Raw genomic sequence first — 25,248 nt, 5'->3', positions numbered from 1 at the left:
TGTCGGCCGGGCTTTGCCACGCAAGGCCCTGCGCTGCCCCTTACCGTCATTTCACCCCGCGATTCACCGCCGCCCTGGAGACCGCCATGAGCTTTGTCCACATCGAAAAACCCGCCGCTGGCCCGGACAGCCCCCGCATGGATGCCGAATGGCTCGATGCGCACTGGATGCCCTTCACCGGCAACCGCAACTTCAAGGCCAAGCCGCGCATGATCGTGAGCGGCCAGGGCGCCTACTACACCGACGCCGAAGGCCGCAAGATCTTCGACGGCCTGTCGGGCCTGTGGTGCTCGGGCCTGGGGCATGGCCGCAAAGACGTGGCCGAAGCCATCGGCAAGGCGGCGGCCACGCTGGACTACTCGCCCGCGTTCCAGTTCGGCCACCCGGCCTCGTTCGCGCTGGCCAACAAGCTCAAGGAGCTGACGCCCGCAGGCCTGGACTACGTGTTCTTCACCGGCTCCGGCTCCGAGTCGGCCGACACCTCGCTCAAGATGGCCCGTGCCTATTGGCGCGCCAAGGGGCAGGCGAGCAAGACCCGCCTGATCGGCCGCGAAAAGGGCTACCACGGCGTGAACTACGGCGGCATCTCGGTGGGCGGCATCGTGGGCAACCGCAAGACCTTCGGCCAGGGCATCGAGGCCGACCACCTGCCCCACACCCAGCCACCGGCCGGCACCTTCCAGAAGGGCATGGCCGAGGACGGCGGCCGTGCGCTGGCCGACAAGCTGCTGGACGTGATCGCGCTGCACGACGCATCCAACATCGCCGCGGTGATCGTGGAGCCGTTCTCGGGCTCGGCCGGCGTGGTGATCCCGCCCAAGGGCTACCTGGAACGCATCCGCGAGATCTGCACGCAGAACAACATCCTGCTGATTTTTGATGAAGTGATCACCGGCTTTGGCCGCTGCGGCGCGTGGACGGGTGCCGAGGCCTTCGGCGTGACTCCGGACATCCTGAACTTCGCCAAGCAGGTGACCAACGGCGCGCAGCCGCTGGGCGGCGTGATCGCCACCAAGGAGATCTACGACACCTTCATCAGCCAGGGCGGGCCCGAGTACATGCTGGAGTTTCCGCACGGCTACACCTACTCGGCCCACCCCGTGGCCTGCGCGGCCGGCAATGCGGTGCTGGACATCCTGCAAAAAGAAGACATGCCCGGCCGCGTGAAGGCGCTGGCTCCGTTCTTCGAGAACGCGGTGCACGGCCTCAAGGGCGCCAAGCACGTGGCGGACATCCGCAACTACGGCCTGGCCGCGGGCATCACCATCAGCGCCCTGCCGGGCGAGCCGGCCCGCCGCCCGTACGAGATCGCGATGAAGTGCTGGGACAAGGGCTTTTACGTGCGCTACGGCGGCGACACCATTCAACTGGCGCCCCCGTTCATCAGCACCGAGGCCGAGATTGATCGCCTGGTCAACGCACTGGGCGACGCACTCAGCGAGACCGCGTAAGCGCTGGGCCCGGCCACCGACGCCCACACCCCGCGCTCCTAAATCAATAGCTGCTGCCGCCTGCCCATCCAGCGTTAGCGGCATTTTTTACTTGAAAACAGCCATGAACCACGACAAGAACGTCACCACCACCGTCGGCCACCTGATCGACGGCCAGCTCGTTGCCGACACCGAGCGCACACAGCCGGTGTTCAACCCCGCCACCGGCCAGTCCACCACCAGCGTGGCGCTGGCCAGCAAGGCGACGGTCGAGGCCGCCATCGCATCGGCCGAGGCGGCCTTTCCGGCCTGGCGCAACACGCCGCCGCTCAAGCGCGCGCGCGTGATGAGCAAGCTCAAGGTCCTGCTCGAAGAGAACGCCGACAAGATCGCCGCCCTGATCACCGCCGAGCACGGCAAGGTGCTGAGCGACGCGCACGGCGAGCTGCAGCGCGGCATCGAGAACGTGGAGTACGCGAGCTATGCGCCCGAGCTGCTCAAGGGCGAGCACAGCCGCAATGTGGGCCCCAGCATCGACTCGTGGAGCGAGTTCCAGGCGCTGGGCGTCACGGCAGGCATCACGCCGTTCAACTTCCCGGCCATGGTGCCGCTGTGGATGTGGCCCATGGCCGTGGCCTGCGGCAACACCTTCGTGCTCAAGCCCTCCGAGCGCGACCCCAGCAGCACGCTGTTCATCGCCCAGCTGGCACTCGAAGCCGGCCTGCCGCCGGGCGTGCTGAACGTGGTCAACGGCGACAAGACAGCCGTGGACACGCTGCTGCAGGACCCGCGCGTCGAGGCCGTGAGCTTTGTCGGCTCCACCCCCATTGCCGAGTACATCTACGCCGAAGGCTGCAAGCACGGCAAGCGCGTGCAGGCCTTGGGCGGCGCCAAGAACCATGCGGTGCTGATGCCCGATGCCGATGTGGACAACGCGGTGAGCGCCCTGATGGGCGCGGCGTACGGATCGTGCGGCGAGCGCTGCATGGCCATCCCGCTGCTGGTGGCCGTGGGCGACGCCGTGGGTGACGCCGTGATCGCGGGCCTGAAGACCGAGATCGCCAAGATGAAGGTCGGCCCCGGCACCCAGACCGACAACGGCGGCAACGACATGGGCCCGCTGGTCAGCAAGCCGCATTTCGAGAAGGTGACTGCCTATGTGGACAGCGGCGTGGCCGAGGGCGCCACGCTGGTGGTCGATGGCCGTGGCATGAAGGTGGCGGGCCATGAAGAGGGCTACTTCCTGGGCGCCTGCCTGTTCGACAACGTCAAGCCCGGCATGAAGATCTACCAGGAAGAGATCTTCGGCCCCGTGCTGGGCGTGGTGCGCGTGAAGACGCTGCAGGAGGCCATGCAGCTCATCAACGACCACGAATACGGCAACGGCACCTGCATCTTCACCCGCGACGGCGAAGCCGCCCGCTACTTCACCGACCACATCCAGGTCGGCATGGTGGGCGTGAACGTGCCCCTGCCCGTGCCCGTGGCCTACCACTCGTTCGGCGGCTGGAAGCGCAGCCTGTTCGGCGACCTGCACGCCTACGGTCCCGACGCCGTGCGCTTCTACACCAAGCGCAAGACCATCACGCAGCGCTGGCCCAGCGCCGGTGTGCGTGAGGGCGCGGTGTTCGCGTTTCCCAGCAGCCGGTGATGCCGGCAGATAAGCGCAGATACCCGCTGATTTGACCCTGCAGCGCCCCCAGCCCCTCGGCTGCGGGGCGTTTTTCATGGGGGCGCCGATTGCAGCGGCGCAGGTCATCACTGATGCACCCGCATAAGCAGATCCGCTTACTAGGGTTTTTACCGGCATCGTCCTACAATCGCGGACCCTTACAAAGCTGACAGCCCGCGCGGAGCCGCTGCAGCCCGGTTTTTTTGCACCCACCCCTGAGTTGGAGACACTGAATGCCCGAGAACACCACGGCCCAGAACGAGAACAACAACAACGAATCCGACAAGCGCGCCCAACTGCGCCGTGCCGCTCTCGAGTACCACGAGTTTCCCAAGCCCGGCAAGATCGCCATTGCCGCCACCAAGCAGATGGTGAACCAGCACGACCTGGCGCTGGCCTACTCGCCCGGCGTGGCCGCCCCCTGTGAAGAGATCGTCAAGGACCCGGCCAACGCGTTTCGCTACACCGCACGCGGCAACCTGGTCGCCGTCATCACCAACGGCACGGCCGTGCTGGGCCTGGGTGACATCGGCGCGCTGGCCTCCAAGCCGGTGATGGAGGGCAAGGGCGTCCTGTTCAAGAAGTTCGCGGGCGTGGACGTGTTCGACATCGAGATCGACGAGAAGGACCCCGCCAAGCTGGTGGAAGTGATCGCGGCGCTGGAACCCACCTTCGGCGCGATCAACCTCGAAGACATCAAGGCGCCCGACTGCTTCTACGTGGAGCGCGAGCTGCGCAAGCGCATGAAGATCCCGGTCTTCCATGACGACCAGCACGGCACGGCCATCACGGTGGCGGCGGCCATGGTCAATGCGCTCAAGGTGGCGGGCAAGAAGATCGAGGATGTGAAGCTCGTGACCAGCGGCGCGGGCGCCGCGGCGCTGGCCTGCCTGAACCTGCTGCTCAAGGTGGGCGTGCAGCGCAAGAACGTGTTCGTCACCGACCTGGCCGGCGTGGTGTACGAAGGCCGCGAAGAGCTGATGGACGACGACAAGCGCCAGTTCATGCAAAAGACCGACGCGCGCAAGCTGGCCGAGGTGATCGCCGGTGCCGACGTGTTCCTGGGCCTGTCGGCCAGCAACGTGCTCAAGCCCGAAATGGTGGCCACCATGGCCGAGCGCCCGGTGATCTTCGCGCTGGCCAACCCCAACCCCGAAATCATGCCCGAGCTCGCGCACAGCGTGCGCAGCGACATCATCATGGCCACGGGCCGCTCGGACTACCCCAACCAGGTCAACAACGTCCTGTGCTTCCCGTACATCTTCCGCGGCGCGCTGGACAGCGGCGCCACCACCATCACCGATGAGATGGAAATCGCGGCCGTGCACGCCATTGCCGAGCTGGCCCAGGCCGAGCAGAGCGAAGTGGTGGCCGCAGCGTACGTCGGCGAGAAGCTGTCGTTCGGCCCCGAGTACCTGATCCCCAAGCCGTTCGATCCGCGCCTGATGATGAAGATCGCCCCGGCCGTGGCCCAGGCGGCGGCCGACAGCGGCGTGGCGCAGCGCCCCATCACCGACATGGATGCGTACCGCGACCGCCTGCAGGCCTTCGTCTACGCCTCCGGCACGACGATGAAGCCCATCTTCGATGCAGCCCGCACCGCCGCGCGCAAGCGCGTGGCGTACGCCGAGGGCGAGGAAGAGCGCGTGCTGCGCGCCGCACAGATCGTGGTGGACGAGCGCGTGGCGCGCCCCACGCTGATCGGCCGGCCGGCCATCATCGCCCAGCGCATCGAGAAGTTCGGCCTGCGCCTGAAGGAAGGCGTGGACTACGACGTGGTCAACACCGACTTCGACCACCGCTACCGCGACTTCTGGCAGACCTACCACCGCATGACCGAGCGCAAGGGCATCACCCAGCAGGTCGCCAAGATCGAGATGCGCCGTCGCCTCACGCTGATCGGCGCGATGATGCTGCACAAGGGCGAGGTGGACGGCCTGATCTGCGGCACCTGGGGCACCACGGCCAACCACCTGCTGTACATCGACCAGGTGATCGGCAAGCACGCGGGCGGCGCCGACAGCACCGAACAGGACGTGCCGGTGTACGCCTGCATGAACGGCCTGATGCTGCCCGGCCGCCAGGTGTTCCTGGTCGACACGCACGTGAACTACGACCCCACGCCCCAGGAGCTGGCCGAGATCACCGCGCTGGCCGCCGAGGAGATGATGCGCTTTGGCTTCAAGCCCAAGGCCGCGCTGCTGTCGCACTCCAACTTCGGCACCAGCAACAGCCCCAGCGCCATCAAGATGCGCCAGACGCTGGAGCTGCTGCGCCAGCAGGCTCCGTGGCTGGAGGTGGACGGCGAGATGCACGGCGACGTGGCGCTGGACGGCAAGGCCCGTGCGGCCGTCATGCCCGGCAGCGAACTGACGGGCGACGCCAACCTGCTGGTCTTCCCCAACATCGACGCGGCCAACATCGCCTACAACCTGCTCAAGACAGCTGCGGGCGGCGGTATCGCCATCGGCCCGGTCCTGCTGGGCGCCGCCAAGCCGGTCCATATCCTGACGCCGAGCGCCACCGTGCGCCGCATCGTGAACATGACCGCACTGACCGTGGCCGATGCCAACGCGTTGCGGTAAGTCACCAACCGATAGCAAGTGCTAACTTAAAACACTTGCACCCCCTTTCAGCGTCTGCCCAAGTTTTGTGCAGACGCTTGCTTTTTGGGGGCCATTGAGTCACACTAGCGGGTCGAAATTTCGGGTTAACCCGTAGGTTTCTGGAGTCTGGACTTATGCAAACAAGGGGGCATGAAGTGCGTTTTCAGGGATAGGCGATTTGCCTGTCCAGGATTGCATAAGTCGTGTGAAAGGTTTCGTTGATGCTGAAGGCTGTAGCCACCCGGGCGCGCAAAGCAGGGGTTTTGTGTGTTCTGGGTGTTGCGTTCGTGCTGTCCCCGGTTGCGGGGCACGCCCGTAAATCCCCGTCCACAGACGGGTCCATCACCCCCATTGCACTGGCCGACTTGCCGCCCCAAGGGCGAGCGACGTATGCGCTGATCCTTGAGGGCGGGCCGTTTCCGTACGACAAGGATGGATCGGTTTTCGGCAATCGCGAGCGGCTGTTGCCCGCCCACCAGCGGGGCTACTACCGCGAATACACCGTCAGAACGCCAGGATCGCGCGACCGGGGAGCCCGGCGCATCGTGTGCGGTGGCAAGCCCCGGACGCCGGACGCCTGCTACTACACCAGCGACCACTACGCCAGTTTTCGCGAAATCGCCAAATGACACCCGTTGCGGTGCACACCTGCCAAATGAAACTTGGCAACCTGCACCGTATCCCATTGAATTCACCCATCGCAGGCTGGCCCTCGCAGCCCTGCGAGATGCCAGAAGTTTGTGGACTTTCTAAAGAAAGAGTAGCGGAGATGCAGACGCCACTTCGTAAAGACCTGGAAACGCCACTGCGTGGCGTGCGCACCAACATCGTGCAGTCCATCCGCGCCTTCCGCGTGCAGGACCTGCAGGATGCAGCCACTTCCATGGGTCACCATTTCTTGTACGCCAACCTGGCCCACGCGCAGTCCAAGCAGGATGTGCTGGACCTGATTGCCGGGCAATTCACCTTCCCGTCGCACTTCGGCAAGAACTTCGACGCGTTGTACGACTGCATGACAGACCCCTTGCACAAATCAGGCCCGCAGCCTGGTTTCATCGTGGTGCTGGAGCAGATCCCCGCCACCGGCAAGTTCGACAAGGAAGCCCGCGAGCAACTGCTCGACATCTTCCGGGACGCTGCCGACTACTGGGGCGACCGCAAGATCCCCTTCCGGTGTTTCTATTCTTTTCTGTAGCCCGTTCTGCATCCACCAGCCAAGCAGAACGGGCGAACGAGGCTCACGGCACCCCGGGTGTCGAGGTCATAGACATCGGCAGCGCAGCAGCAGCTGTTGCCACCGATCCCTCCGGCGAGAAGATGCCGACCGACAAGCTCGTGGACGTCTCGCCCATGGCGCTGCGCATGAGCAGCCCCTTCAACTCCGGGTACTGGCTCAGCGCCGCGTAGCAGGGGCATCCTCCTGAGGCGCTGCGCCTCGGTGCCACCGCCAGAGGCGGCGGCTCTTCGGGCTCGTCCAAGCCTGCGCAGGCAGGCTTGGATCCGCGGCCCTCAGCCCCTCCTCTCGAACGGCTGCGCCGTTCGGGAAGGGGGACGACACCAGCGCGACGGGGCGGCCCTTGCGCGGTGTCTCTCGCCTTGGCCGCGCCAGTTTCGGCGTCAGTGACGAAATCAGCGTACACGACTGCAGCGCGTGCCTGCTTCAAACCTGTTGACGTTTGACCGACGGGTTTGGCATCGCGTCGGGACCGGTGCGACGTTGGTGGGCGTGCCTGCTGCTCCGCTGCGCGGCCAGCCTGAGCCGTTAAGACTCCTCGAATACTAGTCAAATTGGCAGCTACTGCTTGTCCAGCAAGCGCTATCAGCTATCAATTCAAGAGCAAACTTGCGCCAGGGCTACGTATTCGGCCACGGGCACTTCTTCGGCGCGGCGTTGGGTGTCGAAGGTGCCGGGGAACTGGCGGGCTTCGAGCCAGCGGCCCAGGGTGTGGCGCAGCAGCTTGCGGCGCTGGCTGAAGGCCACCTGCACCAGTTCTTCCAGCAGGGGCACCGACAGCGCTGCGGGCTCGGCGTGCGGGACCATGCGCACCACGGCGCTGTCCACGCGCGGGGGCGGGTCGAAGCTCTCCGGTGGCACGAACAGCACGTTCTCCATCGCGTAGCGCCACTGCAGCATCACCGACAGGCGGCCGTAGTCGCTGGTCGAGGGGCGGGCCACCATGCGGTCGATCACTTCCTTTTGCAGCATGAAGTGCTGGTCCTGGATGACCTCCACATGTTCGAGCAGATGGAACAGGATGGGCGTGGAGATGTTGTACGGCAGGTTGCCGACCACACGCACCCGCAGGTCGGGCTGGCCCGCCTTGGCGCGAAAGTCCTGCGCCAGCTGCGTGAAGTCGACCCGGAGCACATCGGACTCGATCACGTCGAGCTGCCCGTGCAGCCGCAGGCGCAGGGCCAGGTCGCGGTCCAGCTCGATCACCGTGAGCCGGCCCAGGCGCTCCACCAGCGGCTGCGTGAGCGCCGCCAGCCCGGGGCCGATCTCGACCATCGGGTCGCCCGGCTGGGGCGCGATGGCCTGCACGATGTCTTCGATGATGCTTTTGTCGGACAGGAAGTGCTGCCCGAAGCGCTTGCGGGGAATGTGTTTCATGCCATGGGCTCGCGTGTGTGGTCGATGTGCGAGCTGTGACGAGGGCGCGCAGACCAGCGGCCGCCGCGCAAGGGCCGCTTGGCAGCACAGGCAGCGCAGGCTGCGCTTCGCTGGCGTGCGCTGGCGGCGTCCCCCTCCTCCCCGAGTCGCGCAGCGATGGGAGAGAAGGGGCTGAGGGCCGCGGCTCCAAGCCTGCCTGCGCAGGCTTGGACGTGCCCGAAGAGCCGCTGTCTCTGGCTGCGGTGCCGAGGCGCGCACCGCCTCAGGGGGATGCACTGATTCTTCATTGCGGCGGGTCGCGGTATTCCACGTAGGCCCGGCCGCGCAGTTCCTGCGCCCAGGTGGCGTAGGCCTCGTCGAGCTTCTTCTCGCGCACCGTGTCGCGCGCCATGTCACGCTGCTCGCGCTGCGTGAGCTTGGCCTCGCGGCGCTCCAGCAGCTGAATCAGGTGCACGCCGAAGCGCGAGACCAGCGGCTCGCTGATGTCGCCGGGCTTCAAAGCGTTCAGGGCCTGTTCGAACTCGGGCACGTAGCGGCCCGGGTTGGCCCAGCCCAGATCGCCGCCTTCCTTGGAGCTGCCGTCCTGCGAATGCTCGCGCGCCAGCGCGGCAAAGTCGGCCTGGCCTGCCAGGATGCGGCGGCGGTAGTCGGCCAGGCGCGCCGCGGCGGCGGCTTCGGTCAACTGGGGGCTGGTGCGCAGCAGGATGTGGCGTGCGTGGCTCTGCGTCACGGTGGTGGGCACGCCGGCGGTCACGCGCTCGACCACCTTCAGGACGTGAAAGCCCGCGGGCGACCGCACGGGGCCCACGATGCCGCCCACCGGCAGGCCCAGCGTGGAGTTCACGAACAGTTCGGGGTAGCGGTCGGCAGGGCGCAGGCCCAGCAGCCCGTTGTTGCGCTGGCCTTCGGGTGCGTCGGAGAGTTCGCGCGCGACGGTGGCGAAGTCCTCGCCGGCCCGCACGCGGTCGGCGGCGCGCTGGGCGCGTGCCTGGCGCTCGGCCACCTGCACGGGGCTGGCGTTCTCGGGCACCAGGACCAGCACGTGGCCCAGGTTGATTTCCATGGACGCGACGTCCATGCCCTTTTGCTGCTCGCGCAGGTACTGGTCGATGTCCAGGTCGCTGACCTTCACACGGGCTTCCACTTCGCGCTCGCGCAGGCGCTGCTGCAGCAGCTGGTTGCGCAGCTCTTCGCGAAAGCGCTCCTTGCCCATGCCGTCGCGGGCCAGGCGCCGGTACAGCTCGTCGGTGGTCATGTTGTTCTGGCGGGCCACGCCCTGCTCGGCCTGCGACACGGCGAAGTCGTCCACCTTGATGCCGGACTCCTTGGCCTGCTGCAGCTGCGCGCGCTCGACGATGAGCCGCTCGAGCACCTCGCGCGCCAGCACGTCGCGCGGGGGCTGGGCGCCGCCCTGCTGCGCCAGCTGGGCCTCGGCGCGGGCCAGGCGCGAGCGCACTTCGTTGTTGGTGATCGGCTCGGAATTCACCACCGCCACGATGTAGTCCGCAGCGCGCGGGCCGGCGCTGCTGGTGCCGCTGGCGCTGCTTTCAGGCGGCAGCGTGATCGACGGTGTGGCGGCCGGGCGCGACAGCCCCGTGCCCGCAGCAGCCCCTGAAGGCCGCAGGCCCTGCGCGGCGGCGCTTTGGGCCATGAGGGAAACCAGGGCGGCCGCCAAGGCCAGGGCAAATGCTCGTTGGTTCATGGTGTGGAGCGTAAGAGGTGACCGGGGCGCACGAGCGCCTAGTCGTAGTTGGTGAAACGGCTGGGCGTACTGACCTGCTCGCGCAGGTACTGGTAACGCGGCACATGTTGCTTGAAGGTTTCCAGCGGGCTGGAGCCCAGGCTCAGGCGGGAGAAGCCGACGAACTCCACCTGGAACAGCAGCCGGGTGTTGGAGGTGGTCACGCCGCTTTGCAGGCGCTCGAGCACCACGCGGCCGATCCAGCAGCAGCTGTCGTATTCGAGGCCCACCACGGTGTCCACGAGCTTTCGGTCCTGCAGGCTGTAGTTCAGGCGTCCCACGGTGTACCAGCGGTTGCCGCCCTGGCCCCGGCCGCGGCCCAGGTCCTGGCCCTTGTCGCCCCACAGGTCGTTCAAGGGCCATTGCCAGCCGATGTCGATCTGCTCGCTGGTGCCGCGCTGCAGGCGGTAGGCGGCGCTCACGGTGCGGTAGTTGCCCGGGCTGTAGCGCGCGCCGATGGTCGAGCGGATCGAACGCCCCGTCTTGGGGTTGTACTGCACGGTGGAGTCAAAGCCCCACTGCGGCGTCCAGGAGATGCCCGCGCCCAGCAGCACGTCCGACAGGCGCTCGCTCACGGGCGCGCCGCCGGGCAGCGTCACCTGCTGGTCGGAGAACCGCACGCGCTGCGCAATGCCGAAACGCGCGGCCTCGGCGCCGGTGTTCGGGTCCAGCAGGCGCGTGCTCACGCCCAGCGTCAGCAGGTTGTTGTCGGCGATGCGGTCGTTGCCGCCGAACGCGTTCTCGGTGTAGATGGTCGCGAAGTTGAAGTCGTTGGCGGCCGTGTCGTACACGGGCAGGCGGCTCTGGTCGCGGTATGGCGTGTAGGTGTAGAAGGCGCGCGGCTCCAGCGTCTGCAGGAACGACCGGCCGAAGTACGCCGCGTCGCGCTCGAAGACCAGGCCGCTGTCCAGGCTGAACGTGGGCAGCGTGCGGCTGGCCGAGCGGTCGCCGTTGCTCAGGCCCGTGTCGAACTGGTACGTGGTGGCATGCAGCTGCAGACGCGGCGTGATGAAGCCGCCGGGCGCCAGAAACGGCCGGCTGATCGCCGCCATGGCATAGCTGCGGTCGGCGTTGGGCTGGTTGGTCAGCGCCCGGGCCGCCTGAAAGCGCGTGGTGTCCAGTTCCACCGTGGCATCGAAGCCGCCGCCCAGCTGCGAGGGCACGTAGCGCCACTGCATCTGGGGCATGCGGTCGTACGGCGGCACGATGGGCGAGTTCACGTCCTGCAGCGTCTGCCACTTGAGGGTGCGCACCGAGGCGCTCATGTCGTTGGAGCCCCACGACAGGCTGGCGTCGTTGGGCAGCAGGCGCTGGCGCAGCGGCTCGGACGCGCGGCCGAAGTCGCGCCAGTAGTTGTCGTCGCTCACGCGGTTGACGTTGATGTTGAGCCCCACGCCGCCGATGCCGGTATCCAGCATCCCCTGGTGCTGGCCCGAATAGCTCCAGCGCATGCGGTCGCGCAGCCGGTCGCCGGGCATCACGTCGCCGCTGATCTGGCCCTTGTAGCTGGGCTCCAGGTAGCGGAACTCGCCGCCCAGGTTGGCGCCGCGCTTGGTCATCAGCGCCGCGCGCAGCGTGGCGTCGCGGTTGGGGGCGATGTTCCAGTAGTAGGGCTGCGAATAGGCCACGCCGTCGCGGCTGTCGAGGCCGATGGTCGGCGGCAGCAGCCCCGACTTGCGCTTGTCCGACAGCGGAAAGCTGATGTACGGGATGGGCGGCAGCGACACGCCCTTGAACTCCAGCACCGCGTTCTCGGCCGTGCCCACCGACTCTTCGTTGTCGATGCGGATGACGCTGGCGCGCAGCACCCAGTCAGGCTGCCAGCTGGCTTCGTCGCCCACCTGGCAGGTGGTGTAGGTGGCGCTGTGCACCACCGCGCGGTCCTTGTCGATAAAGTCCACCCGCTTGGATTCGCCGTGCGCCTGCGTGGCCAGAAAGCGGTAGCGCGCGTCGCTGAAGAAGCCCTCGAACGCATCCACGCGCAGCTCGAGCGCCGTGCCTTCGTAGACGTTGCCGGCGCGGTTCACGCGCACCTGGCCCCGGGCCTTGGCCAAGTCTTCGGGCACGTCGTAGTCCAGCCGGTCGGCGCGGATCACGGTGTCGCCCCGGCGCAGCTCGGCATTGCCTTCGATGACCGCGTTCAAGTCGGTCTGGCCGCTGATGTGGTCACCCCGCACGAAGACGGGCAACTGGGGCCGCACCGCGTCCGGGATCTTTTCCTGCAGCAGGGGCGAGCTGCGCAGCGCGGGCGGCGCATCCCAGGCACTGCCGGCGGGCGCCGTGCCGGCCTGGGCCAGGGCGGACAGGGGCAGGCCGCACCAGGCGAGCGCCACGCCATAGGCCAGGGCCCGCGGCACGGGCGGGCGCAACCGAGCGGCCTGTGCCGAGGCGGGCCGGGTCCGGAGGGAGGGGGTCTGCGCGGGAGAAGGCTGGCTGCGTGGCACGTGGGGCGGTGGGCAGAGGGCGGACAAAAGGAAGACCGCGGCAGGGGAGCCCACAGCGGTTTGTAAAATCGGATTATCCATGAGCCACCCATCCCCCTCCCTGCCCGCCGTTCCACCCGCCTCGCCGGGCGGCTCAGCCCCCGCCGCCACGGCCGTCGCCTGGCCTGACGCAGCCCGCCACAGCGCCTTCGATGCGTGGCTCGCGCCGCTGGTGGGGCCCCACCAGTTGCTGCCCCACACCCTGCGCCCCGCCTCGGCGGATGCGAGCTTTCGGCGCTACCTGCGCATCGACAGTGTCAGCGGCGTGAGCCGCATCGTGATGGACGCGCCGCCGGACAAGGAAAACTGCCGGCCCTTCGTGCAGGTGCAGGCCCTTCTGGCCGCCGCAGGCCTGCACGTGCCGCAGATCCTGGCCTGGGACGAGGCGGGCGGCTTCATGCTGCTGTCCGACCTGGGCCACCAGACCCTGATCGAGCTGCTGGACCCCGCCCGGCCCCAGGACGCGTACGCCTGGTACCAGCAGGCCACCGATGCGCTGCTGGACTGGCAAAAAGCCTCGCAGCCCGGCGTGCTGCCCGTCTACGACGAAGCCCTGCTGCGCCGCGAGCTGGCGCTGTTTCCGGACTGGTACCTCGGCAAGCACCGCGGCGTCACGCTCGATGCCACCCAGCAGGCCACGCTCCAGAGTGCGTTCGATGCGATCGTGGCGCACAACCTGGCCGCCCCCAGCGTGTATGTGCACCGCGACTTCATGACCCGGAACCTGATGGCCCCTGTACCGGCGGGGGCCCGGCCCGCCCACAGCCCGGCCACGCCCGCCGACGGCCCGCTGGGCGTGCTGGACTTCCAGGACGCGGTCTACGGCCCCATCACCTACGACATCGCCAGCCTGCTGCGCGACGCGTTCATCAGCTGGGAAGAAGAGTTTGTCATCGACATTACCGTGCGTTACTGGGAAAAGGCGCGCAAGGCCGGCCTGCTGGGCGCGAGCAGCGCCAGCGGCTGGGGCAACGACTTCGGCGAGTTCTACCGCAGCGTGGAGTGGATGGGCCTGCAGCGCCACCTGAAGGTCGCGGGCATCTTTGCACGCCTGACGCTGCGCGACGGCAAGCCCAAGTACCTGGCCGACACGCCACGCTTCATGGCCTACATCGGCGCCACGGCCAACCGCTACCGCCAGCTCGGGCCGCTGCTCAAGATGCTGGACGAGATCGAAGGCACGCAGCCGGTCGTGGGCTTTGCCTACGGCCGCATGTAGGCCAGCCGCTCTCACCATCAAAACAGCCTCTGCCGCTCATCCAGCAAGCGCCAGCAGCTACCAAATTAATAGCATATGCCCCGTTTCCATTGCCCGGAGGTCCTGATCACCGGGGCCGAACTGGACCTGCCCCCCGGCGCCGCGCGCCATGTGCAGGTGCTGCGCCTGCAGCCGGGTGACGGCATCACGCTGTTCCATGGCGGGCAGGGCGCGGGCGACCCCGGCGGAGAGTTCGACGCCACCGTGCTGCGCATGGGCCGCAGCGACGTGCGCGTGGTGGTGGGCGCGCACCACGCCGTCGAGCGCGAGGCACCGCGCGCCGTGCACCTGCTGGCGGGCATCACCGCCAACGAGCGCATGGACTGGCTGGTGGAGAAAGCCACCGAGCTCGGCGTGGCCAGCATCACCCCGCTGGTGGCCGAGCGCAGCGTGCTCAAGCTCAAGGGCGAGCGCGCCGAGAAGAAGCTCGCCCACTGGCAGGCCGTGGCCGTGGCCGCCTGCGAGCAGTGCGGCCGCAACCGCGTGCCCGTGGTGCATGACGCGGTCGACCTGGCCGGGTGGGTGCGCGCGCAGGGCGCGGCCACGGGCCTGGCCGGCGCACCCGCGGGTGCGCAGCGCCTGCTGCTGTCGCTGCGCGCCGGCACGGCACCCCTGCGCGGCGCCATCGAGCCGGGGAGCGAAGAACGGGCCTTGGTCTTCCTGTCGGGCCCCGAGGGTGGGCTCAGCGCCGCCGAGGAAGATCTTGCACTGCAGCATGGCTTTGCCCCCACCACGCTCGGGCCGCGCGTGCTGCGGGCCGAAACGGCGCCACTGGCCGCCCTGGCCGCGCTCACCCTGTAGGCGGCCACCCGCACCCCGCGTCATCCCGCCCTGTGGGCCTGTACGCCCCGCAGGCCGAGGCCTAGAATGAAACGACGTCAGGCCCAGGCCCTCCCGGGGCGGCCTGCTGCTCCGTGCCTTGCGCGGTGATTGGTCCATCAGGAGCTTCGATTTGCGCGCACCGTCACGCTGGAAACGCTTGAGGGACGTGGTTCTCTCCACCGACCCCCGTCGGCGCACGCTGATGAGCGTGGCGCTGCTCGCGCTGGTGCTGATGAGCGCCAGTTCGGGCGTGATGCTGCTGGTGGCCGGGGCCAGCGATGCGACGAATGCGCCCGCCGTGCAGTGGTGGGCCGCCATCTCGGTGGGCGGGCTGGCCGTGATGACCGCTTTCATCCGATCCGGCCACACAGCGCGCCTGGCCGACCCGTCCCTCACCGTGCCGCAGATGGTCTGGACCATCACCAGCGGCGCCGTGGCGTACGTGCTGGCCGGCGAAGCGCGGGGCATCGTGCCCAGCGTGCTGGCCATGATCCTCTTCTTCGGCACCTTCGGCCTCAGCGTGGCGGAGGTGATCGGCATCGGCGTGTACGCGCTGCTGGCCTTCAGCTGCGCGGTGGCGGCCACCACGCGCTTCAGCACCTCTCCCTTCGGCTACCTGGACACGGCCTACGCGCTCATGGTGCTCATCGTGCTGGGTGGCAGCATTGCGCTGAACCTGCGCATCCAGCGCATCCGAGCGCGGCTGAGCGAGCAGCGCCAGGCGCTGGCCCAGGCCCTGGCCGTGAACCGCGAGCTGGCCACGCGCGACGAACTCACCGGCCTGCCCAACCGCCGCGCCATGCAGGACCTGATGGACCTGGAGCACCGCCGCAGCCTGCGCAGCGGCCGCCCCATGCTGCTGGCCGAACTGGACATCGACCACTTCAAGCGCATCAACGACAGCCACGGCCACGCCACCGGCGACCGCGCGCTGCAGGCCTTTGCCGGCGTGGTGCGGGCCAGCGTGCGCGACACCGACGTGCTGGGCCGCTGGGGCGGCGAAGAATTCGTGCTGCTGCTGTCCGACACCCAGAGCGACGACGCGCGCGAACTGCTCGAGCGCGTGCGCCTGGCGGTGGCCGGCATGGAGATCCCGCACCCCTCGGGCAGCCTGCACATGACGCTGTCGGCCGGCCTGGCGCTGCACCTGCCGGGCGACACGGTGGAGCTGACGCTGGAGCGCGCCGACCAGGCGCTGTACACCGCCAAGTCGCTCGGGCGCAACCGCATCGTCGTCGCCCCGATCCACCCGCGCGCCGGCGGCAAAGGCCCCGGCCAGCCGCTCGGCGCCCGCGCCTGAGCGCCTGCAGGCGCACCGGTGGCCACGGCCAGGCAAGCGCCAAGGTGCCTCAGGCGGGCCACCGGTGCCGCAGCTCCACAGCATCACAGCTCCACACTTGGCCGCGCAAAGGCACTCCTTTTTTGATAGCTACCCGCGCTTGCCAATTCAGCGGTAGCGGGCATTTTTAATGGAAACCTCGGCACAGCCCGGTACCATCGCACCATGAGCACGCACTACGAAACCCTGCACCCCGCCGACACCTACCGCGAGGCGTTCGCCGTGGAGCCCCCCGCCGATCCCGGCGAGCGCCACCTGTGGCCGCGCAAGCCCGGGGGCTTCATCGTCCACGCCGCCACCGCCGCCGCCATTGCCAACCCGACTGCAGCGACCACCGCCGCCGCCGTCGAGGCCCCCGGCGACAGCGCCCAGGACGCGGAAGCTGCCGCTGCCGAGGCAGAGGCAGCCGCCCCCGGCGAAGGCACTGCCGCAGCCACCGCTGCGACCACCCGCGTGTTCGTGCCTGCGCAGTGGGGCCTGGTGCCGCACTGGGTCAAGTCCGCATCCGACGCGAAGCTGCGCGCGCCCAAGCTGGTCAACGCCAAGTCCGACCTCGCCTCCACCGGCACCGCGTTCCGCGACGCATGGCTCAAGGGCCAGCGCTGCATCGTGCCCATGCAGGCGTTCTACGAAGACGACTACCGCGCCGGCAAGGCCCTGCCCACCCGCATCTCGCGGGTGGACGGCAAGCCCATGGGCGTGGCGGGCCTGTGGGCGCGCTGGCAGGGTAGCGACGGCGAAGTCATCGTGAGCTACTGCCTGCTCACCGTGAACGCCAACAACCACGCGCTGCTGCACCGCTACCAGCAGCCCGGCAGCGAAAAGAGCATGCCCGCCATCCTGAACGAAGGCGCCTACGACGCCTGGCTCACGGCCCGGCAGGACAAGGCCAAGGAGTTCATGCGCCAGTACGCGCCGCAGTGGCTCACGGCCAACCCGGTGGAGAAGAAGGCGGACAAGGTGCCCAAGGGATTGTTGGGCTGAGGCTGGCTGCGGCCCTGGATGCCGTCGCACCCCACCGAGCCCAGCGAACCTCACCCAATCTCACCCAATCTCACCCAACCTCACGCAACCTAACCTCGCCCAACCCAACCACCCACCGTTCGAGCTGAGCCTGTCGAAGCGCCGCGCAGGGCTTCGACAGGCTCAGTCCGAACGGTTGGGGGAGTGAGCGATGGTGGGAGGCCATGACCGAAATGGGCCTAAGCGGCCGAAGTGGCCGAAGTGGCCGAAGTGGCCGAAGTGGAACGGAAAGCAAACCGGAGTGGCCCGCCCCATAGGTCCGAGGTCGATCACTCAGCGCAGGGAAGATCGATCATCACCCGCTTCAGGCCGCAGCCGCCGCAGTCTGCTGCTGCGGCTCCCCCAGCGACAGCATCAGCCGGTTGGCCCAGTTGAAGAACGCCGCGCCGTGCAGCGCGTCGGAGATCGCGAAGTCGTCGAGCCCTGCAGCGCGCAGGCTTTCGATATGGGTCCCGTCCAGCGCCGCGGGGGTCGCCGTGAGGGCCACCGAGGCCGCGACGATGGCGTTCCAGCGCGGGTCGAGATCGGCCCCGACACCCTCGTCCAGCAGGCGCTGCACATCGGCCTGGCGGTGCGAGAAGTGCGCGGCAAAGCGCGCATGCACCGACGCGCAGTAGATGCAGCCGTTGGCCCGCGAGGTGGCCGTGGCCGACAGCTCGCGCTCCGCCCGGGGCAGCCCTGCATCCGGGTTGTAGAAGATGTCCTTGTCGGTGCGGGTGCGCGCGCCCAGCGTGTCCGGGTCGCGCGCCAGCAGGCGAAAGTACGGCGACTTGGCGCGTGCGGCGTCCACCAGGCCGGCGTAGTGGCGCTCGGTCAACTCGTCCTCGGCCAGCGGGGGCAGCCAGGGCAGCCATTCGAGCTGCGCCTGCGTGAAGGCCGTGGGCTCATGGTTGTCGGGGTGGGTGATGACGGCGGCATCGCTCATGGCTGGGCCTCTGCGGTGTGGGGGGTGGACGACGACGCGGCAGGTGCCGGATGCGCTGCAAGCAGGCGCAGGCCCACGACCACGCGGATCTGGAACGACAGGAACGCCACGAGCTGCGACAGCACCACGACGTCGGTGGCCGACCAACCTGCGTCCAGCAGCGCCTGCAAGGCCTCGGGGCTCGCGTCGCGCGGGTGGAAGGTGAGCAGGTGCGCATGCGCCAGGCCCGCCGACAGCCGCAGGCCCAGCACGGCGCGCTGCGCCTCGCCCACGGCGTAGGCGGAGCCGTCGGTGTTTTCGCGGCTCAGCGGGCCGGCGGGGTAGTGGCCGTACGGGCCCTGCGCCGCGCCCCGGCTGACCTCGGCTGCAATCGCCTGGGCCAGCCCTGCACCCGCGTCCTGCGCCACCAGCGCGGCGGCATAGAACGCCGCTGCGTCGGCCTGCTGGTGCAGGCCTGCGACAAATGCCGCAACCGCCAGGCGCTCGGCCAGCGTGACAGTGCCCGGCGCCGGCGCGGTGGGCGCGAACAGCGCGCGGTAACTCTCTTGCGCATGCGTGCGCGCATCGAGCCGGTGGCGGCGGATGGTGTCCAGGTGGTCGCCGGGCTCGATGCCCGCGAGCAGGTCGATCACGTCGGGCAGTGCCGCAGTGGGCGGCGTTGCGCTGGGGGAGGGAATGGGGGCAGGGGTGCTCATGCGATGGCCTCGGTGCGGGTGGAGGAAGCTGTGGGTGTTGTTGGTGTGGGTGTTGGTGCCGTTGTGGTTGCGGCTGCAGTGGTGGGAGTGGTGTTGGCAGCGCCCGTGTGCTTGCGCACCCAGCCCAGCGCCGGCGCGACGCGCGTGGCCGTGAGTTCGATGGAGCGCAGGATGTGCGCGTGCGGCGGGTCCACCGAATGCACCTGGAACACGATGTCGGTGGCGCGCGCCAGCGCCGTGTCGGCCTGCAGCGTGGCGATCACATCGTCAGGCGTGCCCACGTGCACGTCGTACGCGGCAATCAATGTCTCCAGGGGCGCGTCGGGCCCGGGACGCGGTGCCTGGCCGGGTTGCAGCGCGGCCGCGGCAAAACGCGCGGCCGCACGGCGCAGGCCCACATCCGCCAAGCGCAGTGCCTCCTTGCGGTCGTCGGCCACGAACAGGCTGCGCGAGCCGACGATGCGCGGCGTGGCGCCGCCGGGCAGTGCGGCCAGGTAGGCGTCGATGATGGGGTGCTGCAGGTCGTGCAGCGCGGCGCCCGGTGCCTCGGCCGTGCGCGGCTGGGTGCGCGACAGCATCAGCCCGTCGCCCGCCTGCCCCGCGCGCTCGCCGCCCGCCACCGAGAACGTGGCCTGCCAGACGCGGCCCAGCAGCTGCTCGGCCGCCGGGTACAGCCGGTCGCCACCGGGCAGGGGCCTGCCGGCCCATGCGTCCCGCACCAGGGCCAGGTGGCGCGCATAGACCGCGCTGCGGTCATCGCTGGTGATGCCGAACGCGGCGAACGACTCGGGCGTGCCGCCCGTGCCCACGCCCAGCTCCAGCCGCCCGCCCGAGAGCAGGTCGAGCACGATGGCGTCCTCGGCCACGCGCACCGCGTTCTCCATGGGCAGGGTCACGATGCCGGTGCCCAGGCGGATGCGCCGCGTGCGCGCCGCCACGTGGGCCAGAAAGACGAAGGGCGAGGGCAGGCCGCCTTCGTGTTCATGAAAGTGGTGCTGCGCCACCCAGGCGGAGTCGAAGCCGAAGGCCTCGGCATGGGCGATCTGCTCGGTCACCAGCCGGTAGCGTTCGCCCGCAGGCGCGTCGTCAAGCAGCCTGCTGAAGAAGCCCAGGCGCTTGGGTAGTGTGGGTGCTGTGAGTGTCGAGAGGGTCATGGTGAGGGTGGATGTTTTTCTTGCCGGGGATGGCGTCGATGAGTTCGCGCGTGTAGTCGCTGCCAGGGCGCAGGAACACGTCTTCCACGCGGCCCGCGTCCACCTGGCGGCCGCCCTGCAGCACCGAGACGGTGTCCGCAATCTGGCGCACCACGGCCAGGTCGTGCGAGATGAAGAGGTAGGTCAGGCCCAGGTCGCGCTGCAGCGTCTCCAGCAGCGCCAGGATCTGCGCCTGCACGGTCACGTCCAGGGCCGACACCGCCTCGTCGAGCACCAGCACGCGCGGCTGCAGCACCAAGGCGCGCGCAATGGCCACGCGCTGGCGCTGGCCGCCCGACAGGGCGCGCGGGCGGCGCTCCAGCACGGCCGGCGGCAGGCCCACGCGGGCCAGGATGTCGTGCACGCGGCGTGCGCGCTCGGCAATGGGCAGCGGCGCGAAATTGAGCAGGGGCTCTTCGATGATCTGGAAGATGGTCTGGCGCGGGTCCAGAGAGCTGAACGGGTTCTGGTAGACCAGCTGCACCGTGCGGCGGAACTGCCGCAGCGCCTCGCCACGCAGGGTGGTGAGGTCCGTGCCCTCGATGACGATGCGGCCCGCCGTGGGCTGGCGAAAGCCCACCACGTCGCGGATGGTGGTGGTCTTGCCCGAGCCCGACTCGCCCACGATAGCGTGTGTGGTGCCGCGCCGCACGCGGAACGACACGCCGTCCACCGCGCGGAACGGCTCCTTGCGCCCGGCCACGTCGAAGTCGTGCACCAGGCCGTCCACCACGATGGCGAAGTCCTCGGGCCGCTCGGGCGCGTCGTTGGCGGCGGCGGTACGGGCCGGGCGAAACGCGCCCTGCGCAAGCGACGGCGCATCGGCCAGCAGCTTGCGCGTGTAGGCGCTGTGCGGGTTGCGCAGCACGCTGGCGGTGTCGCCCTGCTCCTGGATGCGCCCGCCCTGCAGCACCACCAGCCAGTTGGCGCGGTCGGCCGCCACGCCCAGGTCGTGCGTGACCAGCAGCACGGCGGTGCCGAACTCGCTGCGCAGCTCGTCAATGAGGTCGAGGATGCGCCGCTGCACCGTCACGTCGAGCGCGCTGGTGGGCTCGTCGGCAATGATGAGCGCGGGCTGCAGCGCAATGGCAATGGCGATCAGCACCCGCTGCTTCATGCCGCCCGACAGCTCGTGCGGGTACTGCCGCGCACGCAGCTCGGGCTGCGACAGGCCCACCTTGGCCAGCAGCTCGACCACGCGCCGCGCGATGGCCTGGCGGTCGCCGTAGCGGTGGATCTTCAAGATCTCGCCCACCTGCTCGCCCACCGTGCGCACGGGGTTGAGCGAGCTGGTCGGGTCCTGCGGGATGAGGCTGAGCACGCGGCCGCGCACCGTGTCGAAGCGGTCGGGCGACCACCCGGCGATGTCCGTGCCGTTGAGCCGGATCGCGCCTTGCTCCACCCGGCCGTTGTCGGCGAGCAGGCCGATGAGGGCCTGCGCGGTGGTGGTCTTGCCGGAGCCCGACTCGCCCACCAGCGCCACGACCTCGCCGGGCGCGATGGCGAACGACACGCCGTGCACCACCCGCTGTTCGTGGTCCTTGTCGCGGTAGGCGATGGAGAGGTTCTCCACCTCCAGCACCGGCGGCTGCGCCACGGCCTGGGCGATGGTGGTCATGCGCGCCCCTTCGTCAACGCCGCGCTGATGCGGTTGGCCGCCAGCACCACGGCCACCACCACCAGCCCCGGCACGGTGGTGAGCCACCAGGCCGTCGAGATGTAGTTGCGCCCCTCGGCGATGAGCAGGCCCCACTCGGGCGTGGGTGGCGGCGCGCCGTAGCCCAGGAAGCCGAGCGTCGAGATTGACAAAATGGCCGAACCGAACTGCAGCGCCGCCATGGCAATCACCGAGGTCAGCGAGTTGGGCAGCACATGGCGCCACAGCACAGCGCCAAAGCGCCCGCCGCTGCCGAAGGCTGCCTCCACATAGTCGGAGCGGCGCACGCGCACCACCTCGGACCGGGTCAGCCGCGCAAAGCTGGCGACCGACGCCACGCCCACCGCCACTGCGGCGTTCAGCGTGCCAAAGCCCAGGATGATGATGATGGACAGCGACAGCAGCAGCGCAGGCACCGACAGCAGCACGTCGACGGTGCGCATGATCACGTCCTCCACCCAGCCGCCGATGGAGCCCGCCAGCACGCCCAGCAGCGTGCCCAGCACCAGCCCCACGGCCACTGCCAGGAACGCGCCCGACAGCGAATGCACCGCACCGAACACCAGGCGCGCATAGCCGTCGCGGCCCAGCGCATCGGTGCCCAGCCAGTGCGCGGCCGACGGCGCCTGCAGCTGCTGGCCGGCCACGCCCACCGTGGCGCTGTAGCTGGTGAAGACACCGGGCGCGACAGCCCACAGCGCCACCAGTGCGATCACGCCCCAGGCCAGCCACAGGCTGATGGGTGCGCTGCGCGCGCGCTGCACCAGGCGTTGGCCCCACGTGCCCCCGTGTGTGTGCGGCGGCGGGGCGGCAGGGATGGGCGCCGTGGGCACCACGACAGCGGCGGGCGCTGCCACGGCGCGCTCGAAGCGGTGCGGGGCCGGCTGCGCGGTGCCCGTGAAAACGCCCAGGTCGGCGGTGGAAGACGTGGTGGTCATGCGGGATCTCCTCAGGTGCCCAGGCGCGAACGCAGGCGGGGGTCGAACACGGGGTACAGCAGGTCCACCACCAGGTTGATGAACACGAAGGCCGTGGCCGAGACCACCACCACCGCCTGCAGCACCGCGGTGTCCTGGTTGCCCACCGCCTGCTGCGTGAGGCTGCCCAGGCCGTTGAGGCCGAACACCGCCTCGGTCACCACAGCGCCCGCCAGCAGCTCGCCGAACAGCACGCCCGCGATGGTCAGCGTGGGCAGCACCGCGTTGCGCGCCACGTGCTTCCACAGCACCCAGGGGCGCGTCGCGCCCTTGGCCCGCGCCACGGCCACAAAGGGCTGCGTGAGCACTTCGTCGATGTTGCGGATCAAAATCTGCGCCAGCGGCGCGGCGATGGGAATGGCGAGCGTGAGCGTGGGCAGCACCAGGCCCTGCCACTTGCCGGGGTTGATCACCGGAATCCACCCCAGGCGGAACGACACCACCTGGATCAGCATGATCCCCAGCCAGAACACCGGCACCGAGATGAACAGCGAAGGCAGCGACTGCAGCGCCGAGCGCAGCCAGCCCCAGCGCGTGAGCTGCGAGGCAAACGCGAGGACCACCGCCAGCAGCAGCGCCGCCGCAAAGCCCAGCCCCGCCAGGCGCAGCGTGGGCGGCAGGTTGGTGGCCAAGCCCTGGCTCACCGGCACCCCCGCCTGCACCGAATACCCGAAGTTGCCGCTGAAAAAGCCCAGCAGCGTGTGCCGGTACTGCTGCCACACCGACGTGTCCGCGCCGTAGGCCGCACGGATGTCCGCGATTTCCTGCGGGCCCAGGCCAAACTCAGGGTTCAGGAACTTGATCAAAATCGCATCGCCCGGCAGCAACTGCAGCAGCACGAACGACGCGGTGAACGCCGCCCACAGCACCAGCAGGGCCTGGCCCGTGCGATGGACAAGGTACTTGAACATGGAAGTCACTCCTTCAGCAAAAGCAACAGCAGCAGCCAGCAGCCGCACAGCGTTAGAAACTGGCGCGTCCCAAGCCAGTGCCACCGTGGAGCCGGCTTCGCCGGTCCACCGGTGGCGTCCCCCCCAGGGGGAAGGCGCGCAGCGACTCAGGGGGAGTCAATGTCTTGCGGCGATCCACGTGCCGTAGAAGCTGGGTCGGCCCACCGCCTCAAAGCCCACGCCCTTCACCGACGGTGATCCTGCAAAGGCCTGCGGCTCCTCGAACACCGGGATCACATACGCCTGGTCGATCAGGTAGTTCTGCACATCGGCCGTGAGCGCCAGGCGCTTGGCCGCGTCGGTCTCGGCGGCGATGGCGTCGAGCAGGCCGTTGAGCTTCGTGTCCTCAAACGCCTTGACCTTGCCGCTCACACCGCCCTTTTGCAGCAGCACGTTGCGGTTGGTGGGGTAGTAGTTGCTCTTGATCACGTCGGGGTCGGCACGGCCCACCATGCCGGGGGATACGGGGGTCTTCTCGGGGTCGAGGTTGTCCACCACGCGGCTGCCGGCGTCGCCCGCCAGCACGTTGAGCTTGACGCCCACCTTGGCCCACTGCTGCGCCACGAGCTGCAGGGTTTCCTTGTTCTGCGGCTGCGGCAGCGACTCGTACGCGGCCAGCACCAGCTCCTTGCCGTCCTTCTCGCGCAGGCCGTTGGCATTGAGCTTCCAGCCGGCGTCGTCGAGCAGCTGTTTGGCCTTGGCCTCGTCGTAGCCCAGCTTGGCCGACAGGTTCACATAGCCCAGCGCGGTGGACGCGATGACCGAGGTGGCCTGCGGGTAGTTGGCCGAGAACAGCGTCTGCACGATCTCCTTGGTGTTGGTGGCGTACAGCAGCGCCTGACGCACCTTCACATCGGCCACCAGCGCGTTGTCGGGGCGAAAGACCACGCTGTTGTTCACGCCGCGCGTGGAAGGTGCGTAGATCTCGAACTTCTGGTCCTGCACGCGCTTTTCGTCATAGGCCTGCACCTGGCGGATGAAGCCCGCCTGGCCCGACAGCAGCGCGCCGATGCGCACGCTGTCTTCGGGCGTGACGATGAGCTTGATCTCATCGAGCCGCGCACGGCCCTGGTGGGCGTGCTGGGCGGGGCCCCAGGTGTATTCCTTGCGGGCGGTGAGCGTGAGCTCCTTGCCCAGCGTCTCGGCCGTCACCACGAAGGGCCCCGAGCCGATGATCTTCGTCGCATCGCCCAGCTCTTCAAACGGCCGTGCCAGCGTGGCCAGCGACACCAGGCCTGAGCCAATGACGGACGTGCCCTGCAGAAAGCCCGGCGAGGGCTTCTTGAAGTAGAACTTGACGGTGAGCGGGTCCACCACCTCGCTCTTGTCGTAGTTGTTGATCACCTCGGACACGGGCAGCTTGAGCTCCTTGTTGCCCAGGCCGTAGGTGTCGTAGTTCCTGGCCACGGCAGCAGCATCGAGCGGGGTGCCGTCGGAGAAGGTCACACCTTTTTTCAATTTGAAGGTGTACTCGGTGGCGGTGTCGTTCACGGTCCACGACTCGGCGATCCAGGGCTGGATCTGCAGCGTCTTCGGGTCCTGGTAGGTGAGCTTGTCGGTGATCTGGTTGAGGATGCCGCCGTTCGGGTAGAAGCCCCCCGCTGGCGGGTACAGGTTGGTGTGCGCCTGCTGCTCCAGGTAGACCAGCGTGCCGCCCTGCACCGGCTGGTCGGCACTGGCACCTGCGGTCGCGGCGGGCTCGCTGCCCTGCTTGGAGCAGCCAGCCAACAGCACCCCTACCGCCACGGCGACTGCACCCGCAGCCCACCATCCCACCGACTTCTTTTTTGCGAAAAACACGTGATGACCTCGTCGCCGTACCGGCATTGGAATGACACATCCGGCGCCGTCCTTGCGGACCTGTTG

19 protein-coding genes are annotated in these 25,248 nt (G+C 68.8%); 9 read left to right on the top strand and 10 right to left on the bottom strand.

The window, feature by feature from the left end; all coding sequences use genetic code 11:
• Nucleotides 1-86 precede the first annotated feature (86 nt).
• The 5 genes from ACIGHN_RS23230 to ACIGHN_RS23210 all read left to right on the top strand — a co-directional run bounded on the left by ACIGHN_RS23230 (nucleotide 87) and on the right by ACIGHN_RS23210 (nucleotide 6,903).
• The gene (locus ACIGHN_RS23230; protein ID WP_396506376.1) at nucleotides 87-1,451 is read left to right on the top strand and encodes an aspartate aminotransferase family protein; all 1,365 of its coding nucleotides are present in this window, start codon (nucleotides 87-89) and stop codon (nucleotides 1,449-1,451) included.
• A gap of 103 nt (nucleotides 1,452-1,554) precedes the next feature.
• A complete protein-coding gene (locus tag ACIGHN_RS23225; protein ID WP_396506374.1) occupies nucleotides 1,555-3,081 on the top strand; it encodes a CoA-acylating methylmalonate-semialdehyde dehydrogenase in 1,527 nt (508 codons plus the stop codon).
• A gap of 254 nt (nucleotides 3,082-3,335) precedes the next feature.
• On the top strand, nucleotides 3,336-5,687 hold the full coding sequence (locus ACIGHN_RS23220) for an NADP-dependent malic enzyme (protein WP_056410948.1): 2,352 nt from the start codon (nucleotides 3,336-3,338) through the stop codon (nucleotides 5,685-5,687).
• Between the two features lie 242 nt (nucleotides 5,688-5,929).
• Nucleotides 5,930-6,337 carry a ribonuclease domain-containing protein gene (locus ACIGHN_RS23215; protein ID WP_056171418.1) on the top strand — a complete coding sequence of 136 codons (408 nt, stop codon included), beginning with the start codon at nucleotides 5,930-5,932 and terminating at the stop codon, nucleotides 6,335-6,337.
• A 140-nt stretch (nucleotides 6,338-6,477) separates the two neighbouring features.
• Nucleotides 6,478-6,903 (top strand): barstar family protein, encoded by a 426-nt coding sequence (locus ACIGHN_RS23210; protein WP_010464776.1) that lies wholly within the window; start codon nucleotides 6,478-6,480, stop codon nucleotides 6,901-6,903.
• Nucleotides 6,904-7,539: 636 nt separating this feature from the next.
• On the opposite strand, the gene rsmA is transcribed toward ACIGHN_RS23210, so the two are convergent.
• From rsmA to ACIGHN_RS23195, 3 genes are all read right to left on the bottom strand, one after another.
• Entirely contained in the window at nucleotides 7,540-8,319 is a 780-nt protein-coding gene (gene rsmA, locus ACIGHN_RS23205; protein WP_396506369.1) for a 16S rRNA (adenine(1518)-N(6)/adenine(1519)-N(6))-dimethyltransferase RsmA, read from the bottom strand.
• A gap of 283 nt (nucleotides 8,320-8,602) precedes the next feature.
• On the bottom strand, nucleotides 8,603-10,021 hold the full coding sequence (locus tag ACIGHN_RS23200) for a peptidylprolyl isomerase (protein ID WP_396506367.1): 1,419 nt from the start codon (nucleotides 10,019-10,021) through the stop codon (nucleotides 8,603-8,605).
• 38 nt (nucleotides 10,022-10,059) lie between these two features.
• Nucleotides 10,060-12,429: an LPS-assembly protein LptD gene (locus ACIGHN_RS23195; protein ID WP_200912364.1), complete on the bottom strand. Its 2,370-nt coding sequence runs from the start codon at nucleotides 12,427-12,429 to the stop codon at nucleotides 10,060-10,062.
• Nucleotides 12,430-12,583: 154 nt separating this feature from the next.
• On the opposite strand from ACIGHN_RS23195, the gene ACIGHN_RS23190 reads away from it, so the two are divergent.
• The 4 genes from ACIGHN_RS23190 to ACIGHN_RS23175 all read left to right on the top strand — a co-directional run bounded on the left by ACIGHN_RS23190 (nucleotide 12,584) and on the right by ACIGHN_RS23175 (nucleotide 16,946).
• Nucleotides 12,584-13,762, top strand: a complete 1,179-nt coding sequence (locus ACIGHN_RS23190) for an aminoglycoside phosphotransferase family protein (protein ID WP_396506365.1) — start codon at nucleotides 12,584-12,586, stop codon at nucleotides 13,760-13,762.
• 75 nt (nucleotides 13,763-13,837) lie between these two features.
• Nucleotides 13,838-14,602 carry a 16S rRNA (uracil(1498)-N(3))-methyltransferase gene (locus ACIGHN_RS23185; protein WP_056410932.1) on the top strand — a complete coding sequence of 255 codons (765 nt, stop codon included), beginning with the start codon at nucleotides 13,838-13,840 and terminating at the stop codon, nucleotides 14,600-14,602.
• A 187-nt stretch (nucleotides 14,603-14,789) separates the two neighbouring features.
• Nucleotides 14,790-15,923 carry a diguanylate cyclase domain-containing protein gene (locus ACIGHN_RS23180; protein ID WP_396506363.1) on the top strand — a complete coding sequence of 378 codons (1,134 nt, stop codon included), beginning with the start codon at nucleotides 14,790-14,792 and terminating at the stop codon, nucleotides 15,921-15,923.
• Nucleotides 15,924-16,127: 204 nt separating this feature from the next.
• The gene (locus tag ACIGHN_RS23175; protein WP_396506362.1) at nucleotides 16,128-16,946 is read left to right on the top strand and encodes an SOS response-associated peptidase; all 819 of its coding nucleotides are present in this window, start codon (nucleotides 16,128-16,130) and stop codon (nucleotides 16,944-16,946) included.
• Nucleotides 16,947-17,289: 343 nt separating this feature from the next.
• On the opposite strand, the gene ACIGHN_RS23170 is transcribed toward ACIGHN_RS23175, so the two are convergent.
• The 7 genes from ACIGHN_RS23170 to ACIGHN_RS23140 form a co-directional block, all read right to left on the bottom strand.
• Entirely contained in the window at nucleotides 17,290-17,910 is a 621-nt protein-coding gene (locus tag ACIGHN_RS23170) for an alkylhydroperoxidase domain protein (RefSeq protein WP_396506360.1), read from the bottom strand.
• Entirely contained in the window at nucleotides 17,907-18,605 is a 699-nt protein-coding gene (locus ACIGHN_RS23165) for a CMD domain protein (protein WP_396506358.1), read from the bottom strand. The genes ACIGHN_RS23170 and ACIGHN_RS23165 overlap by 4 nt, the downstream gene beginning before the upstream one ends.
• Entirely contained in the window at nucleotides 18,602-19,759 is a 1,158-nt protein-coding gene (locus ACIGHN_RS23160) for a putative FMN-dependent luciferase-like monooxygenase (protein ID WP_396506357.1), read from the bottom strand. The genes ACIGHN_RS23165 and ACIGHN_RS23160 overlap by 4 nt, the downstream gene beginning before the upstream one ends.
• The gene (locus tag ACIGHN_RS23155; RefSeq protein WP_396506355.1) at nucleotides 19,692-21,416 is read right to left on the bottom strand and encodes a dipeptide ABC transporter ATP-binding protein; all 1,725 of its coding nucleotides are present in this window, start codon (nucleotides 21,414-21,416) and stop codon (nucleotides 19,692-19,694) included. The genes ACIGHN_RS23160 and ACIGHN_RS23155 overlap by 68 nt, the downstream gene beginning before the upstream one ends.
• Nucleotides 21,413-22,393, bottom strand: coding sequence for an ABC transporter permease (locus ACIGHN_RS23150; RefSeq protein WP_396506353.1), 981 nt, complete (start codon nucleotides 22,391-22,393; stop codon nucleotides 21,413-21,415). Before ACIGHN_RS23150 ends, ACIGHN_RS23155 begins: the two co-directional genes overlap by 4 nt.
• A gap of 11 nt (nucleotides 22,394-22,404) precedes the next feature.
• The gene (locus ACIGHN_RS23145; protein WP_396506351.1) at nucleotides 22,405-23,343 is read right to left on the bottom strand and encodes an ABC transporter permease; all 939 of its coding nucleotides are present in this window, start codon (nucleotides 23,341-23,343) and stop codon (nucleotides 22,405-22,407) included.
• A 156-nt stretch (nucleotides 23,344-23,499) separates the two neighbouring features.
• Nucleotides 23,500-25,209 carry a TIGR04028 family ABC transporter substrate-binding protein gene (locus ACIGHN_RS23140; RefSeq protein ID WP_396506350.1) on the bottom strand — a complete coding sequence of 570 codons (1,710 nt, stop codon included), beginning with the start codon at nucleotides 25,207-25,209 and terminating at the stop codon, nucleotides 23,500-23,502.
• Nucleotides 25,210-25,248: the final 39 nt, after the last annotated feature.

It is taken from the genome of Acidovorax sp. NPDC077693, from assembly GCF_044542805.1.
Taxonomy (GTDB): domain Bacteria; phylum Pseudomonadota; class Gammaproteobacteria; order Burkholderiales; family Burkholderiaceae_C; genus Acidovorax.
This window is presented reverse-complemented; position numbering and strand designations above follow the sequence as displayed.

Bases quoted from the DNA above. Each gene is read 5' to 3' on its own strand.
- ACIGHN_RS23230 (WP_396506376.1), top strand. From the start codon at position 87: ATGAGCTTTGTCCACATCGAAAAACCCGCCGCTGGCCCGGACAGCCCC.
- ACIGHN_RS23225 (WP_396506374.1), top strand. From the start codon at position 1,555: ATGAACCACGACAAGAACGTCACCACCACCGTCGGCCACCTGATCGAC.
- ACIGHN_RS23220 (WP_056410948.1), top strand. From the start codon at position 3,336: ATGCCCGAGAACACCACGGCCCAGAACGAGAACAACAACAACGAATCC.
- ACIGHN_RS23215 (WP_056171418.1), top strand. From the start codon at position 5,930: ATGCTGAAGGCTGTAGCCACCCGGGCGCGCAAAGCAGGGGTTTTGTGT.
- ACIGHN_RS23210 (WP_010464776.1), top strand. From the start codon at position 6,478: ATGCAGACGCCACTTCGTAAAGACCTGGAAACGCCACTGCGTGGCGTG.
- rsmA (WP_396506369.1), bottom strand. From the start codon at position 8,319: ATGAAACACATTCCCCGCAAGCGCTTCGGGCAGCACTTCCTGTCCGAC.
- ACIGHN_RS23200 (WP_396506367.1), bottom strand. From the start codon at position 10,021: ATGAACCAACGAGCATTTGCCCTGGCCTTGGCGGCCGCCCTGGTTTCC.
- ACIGHN_RS23190 (WP_396506365.1), top strand. From the start codon at position 12,584: ATGAGCCACCCATCCCCCTCCCTGCCCGCCGTTCCACCCGCCTCGCCG.
- ACIGHN_RS23185 (WP_056410932.1), top strand. From the start codon at position 13,838: ATGCCCCGTTTCCATTGCCCGGAGGTCCTGATCACCGGGGCCGAACTG.
- ACIGHN_RS23175 (WP_396506362.1), top strand. From the start codon at position 16,128: ATGAGCACGCACTACGAAACCCTGCACCCCGCCGACACCTACCGCGAG.
- ACIGHN_RS23170 (WP_396506360.1), bottom strand. From the start codon at position 17,910: ATGAGCGATGCCGCCGTCATCACCCACCCCGACAACCATGAGCCCACG.
- ACIGHN_RS23165 (WP_396506358.1), bottom strand. From the start codon at position 18,605: ATGAGCACCCCTGCCCCCATTCCCTCCCCCAGCGCAACGCCGCCCACT.
- ACIGHN_RS23160 (WP_396506357.1), bottom strand. From the start codon at position 19,759: ATGACCCTCTCGACACTCACAGCACCCACACTACCCAAGCGCCTGGGC.
- ACIGHN_RS23155 (WP_396506355.1), bottom strand. From the start codon at position 21,416: ATGACCACCATCGCCCAGGCCGTGGCGCAGCCGCCGGTGCTGGAGGTG.
- ACIGHN_RS23150 (WP_396506353.1), bottom strand. From the start codon at position 22,393: ATGACCACCACGTCTTCCACCGCCGACCTGGGCGTTTTCACGGGCACC.
- ACIGHN_RS23145 (WP_396506351.1), bottom strand. From the start codon at position 23,343: ATGTTCAAGTACCTTGTCCATCGCACGGGCCAGGCCCTGCTGGTGCTG.
- ACIGHN_RS23140 (WP_396506350.1), bottom strand. From the start codon at position 25,209: ATGCCGGTACGGCGACGAGGTCATCACGTGTTTTTCGCAAAAAAGAAG.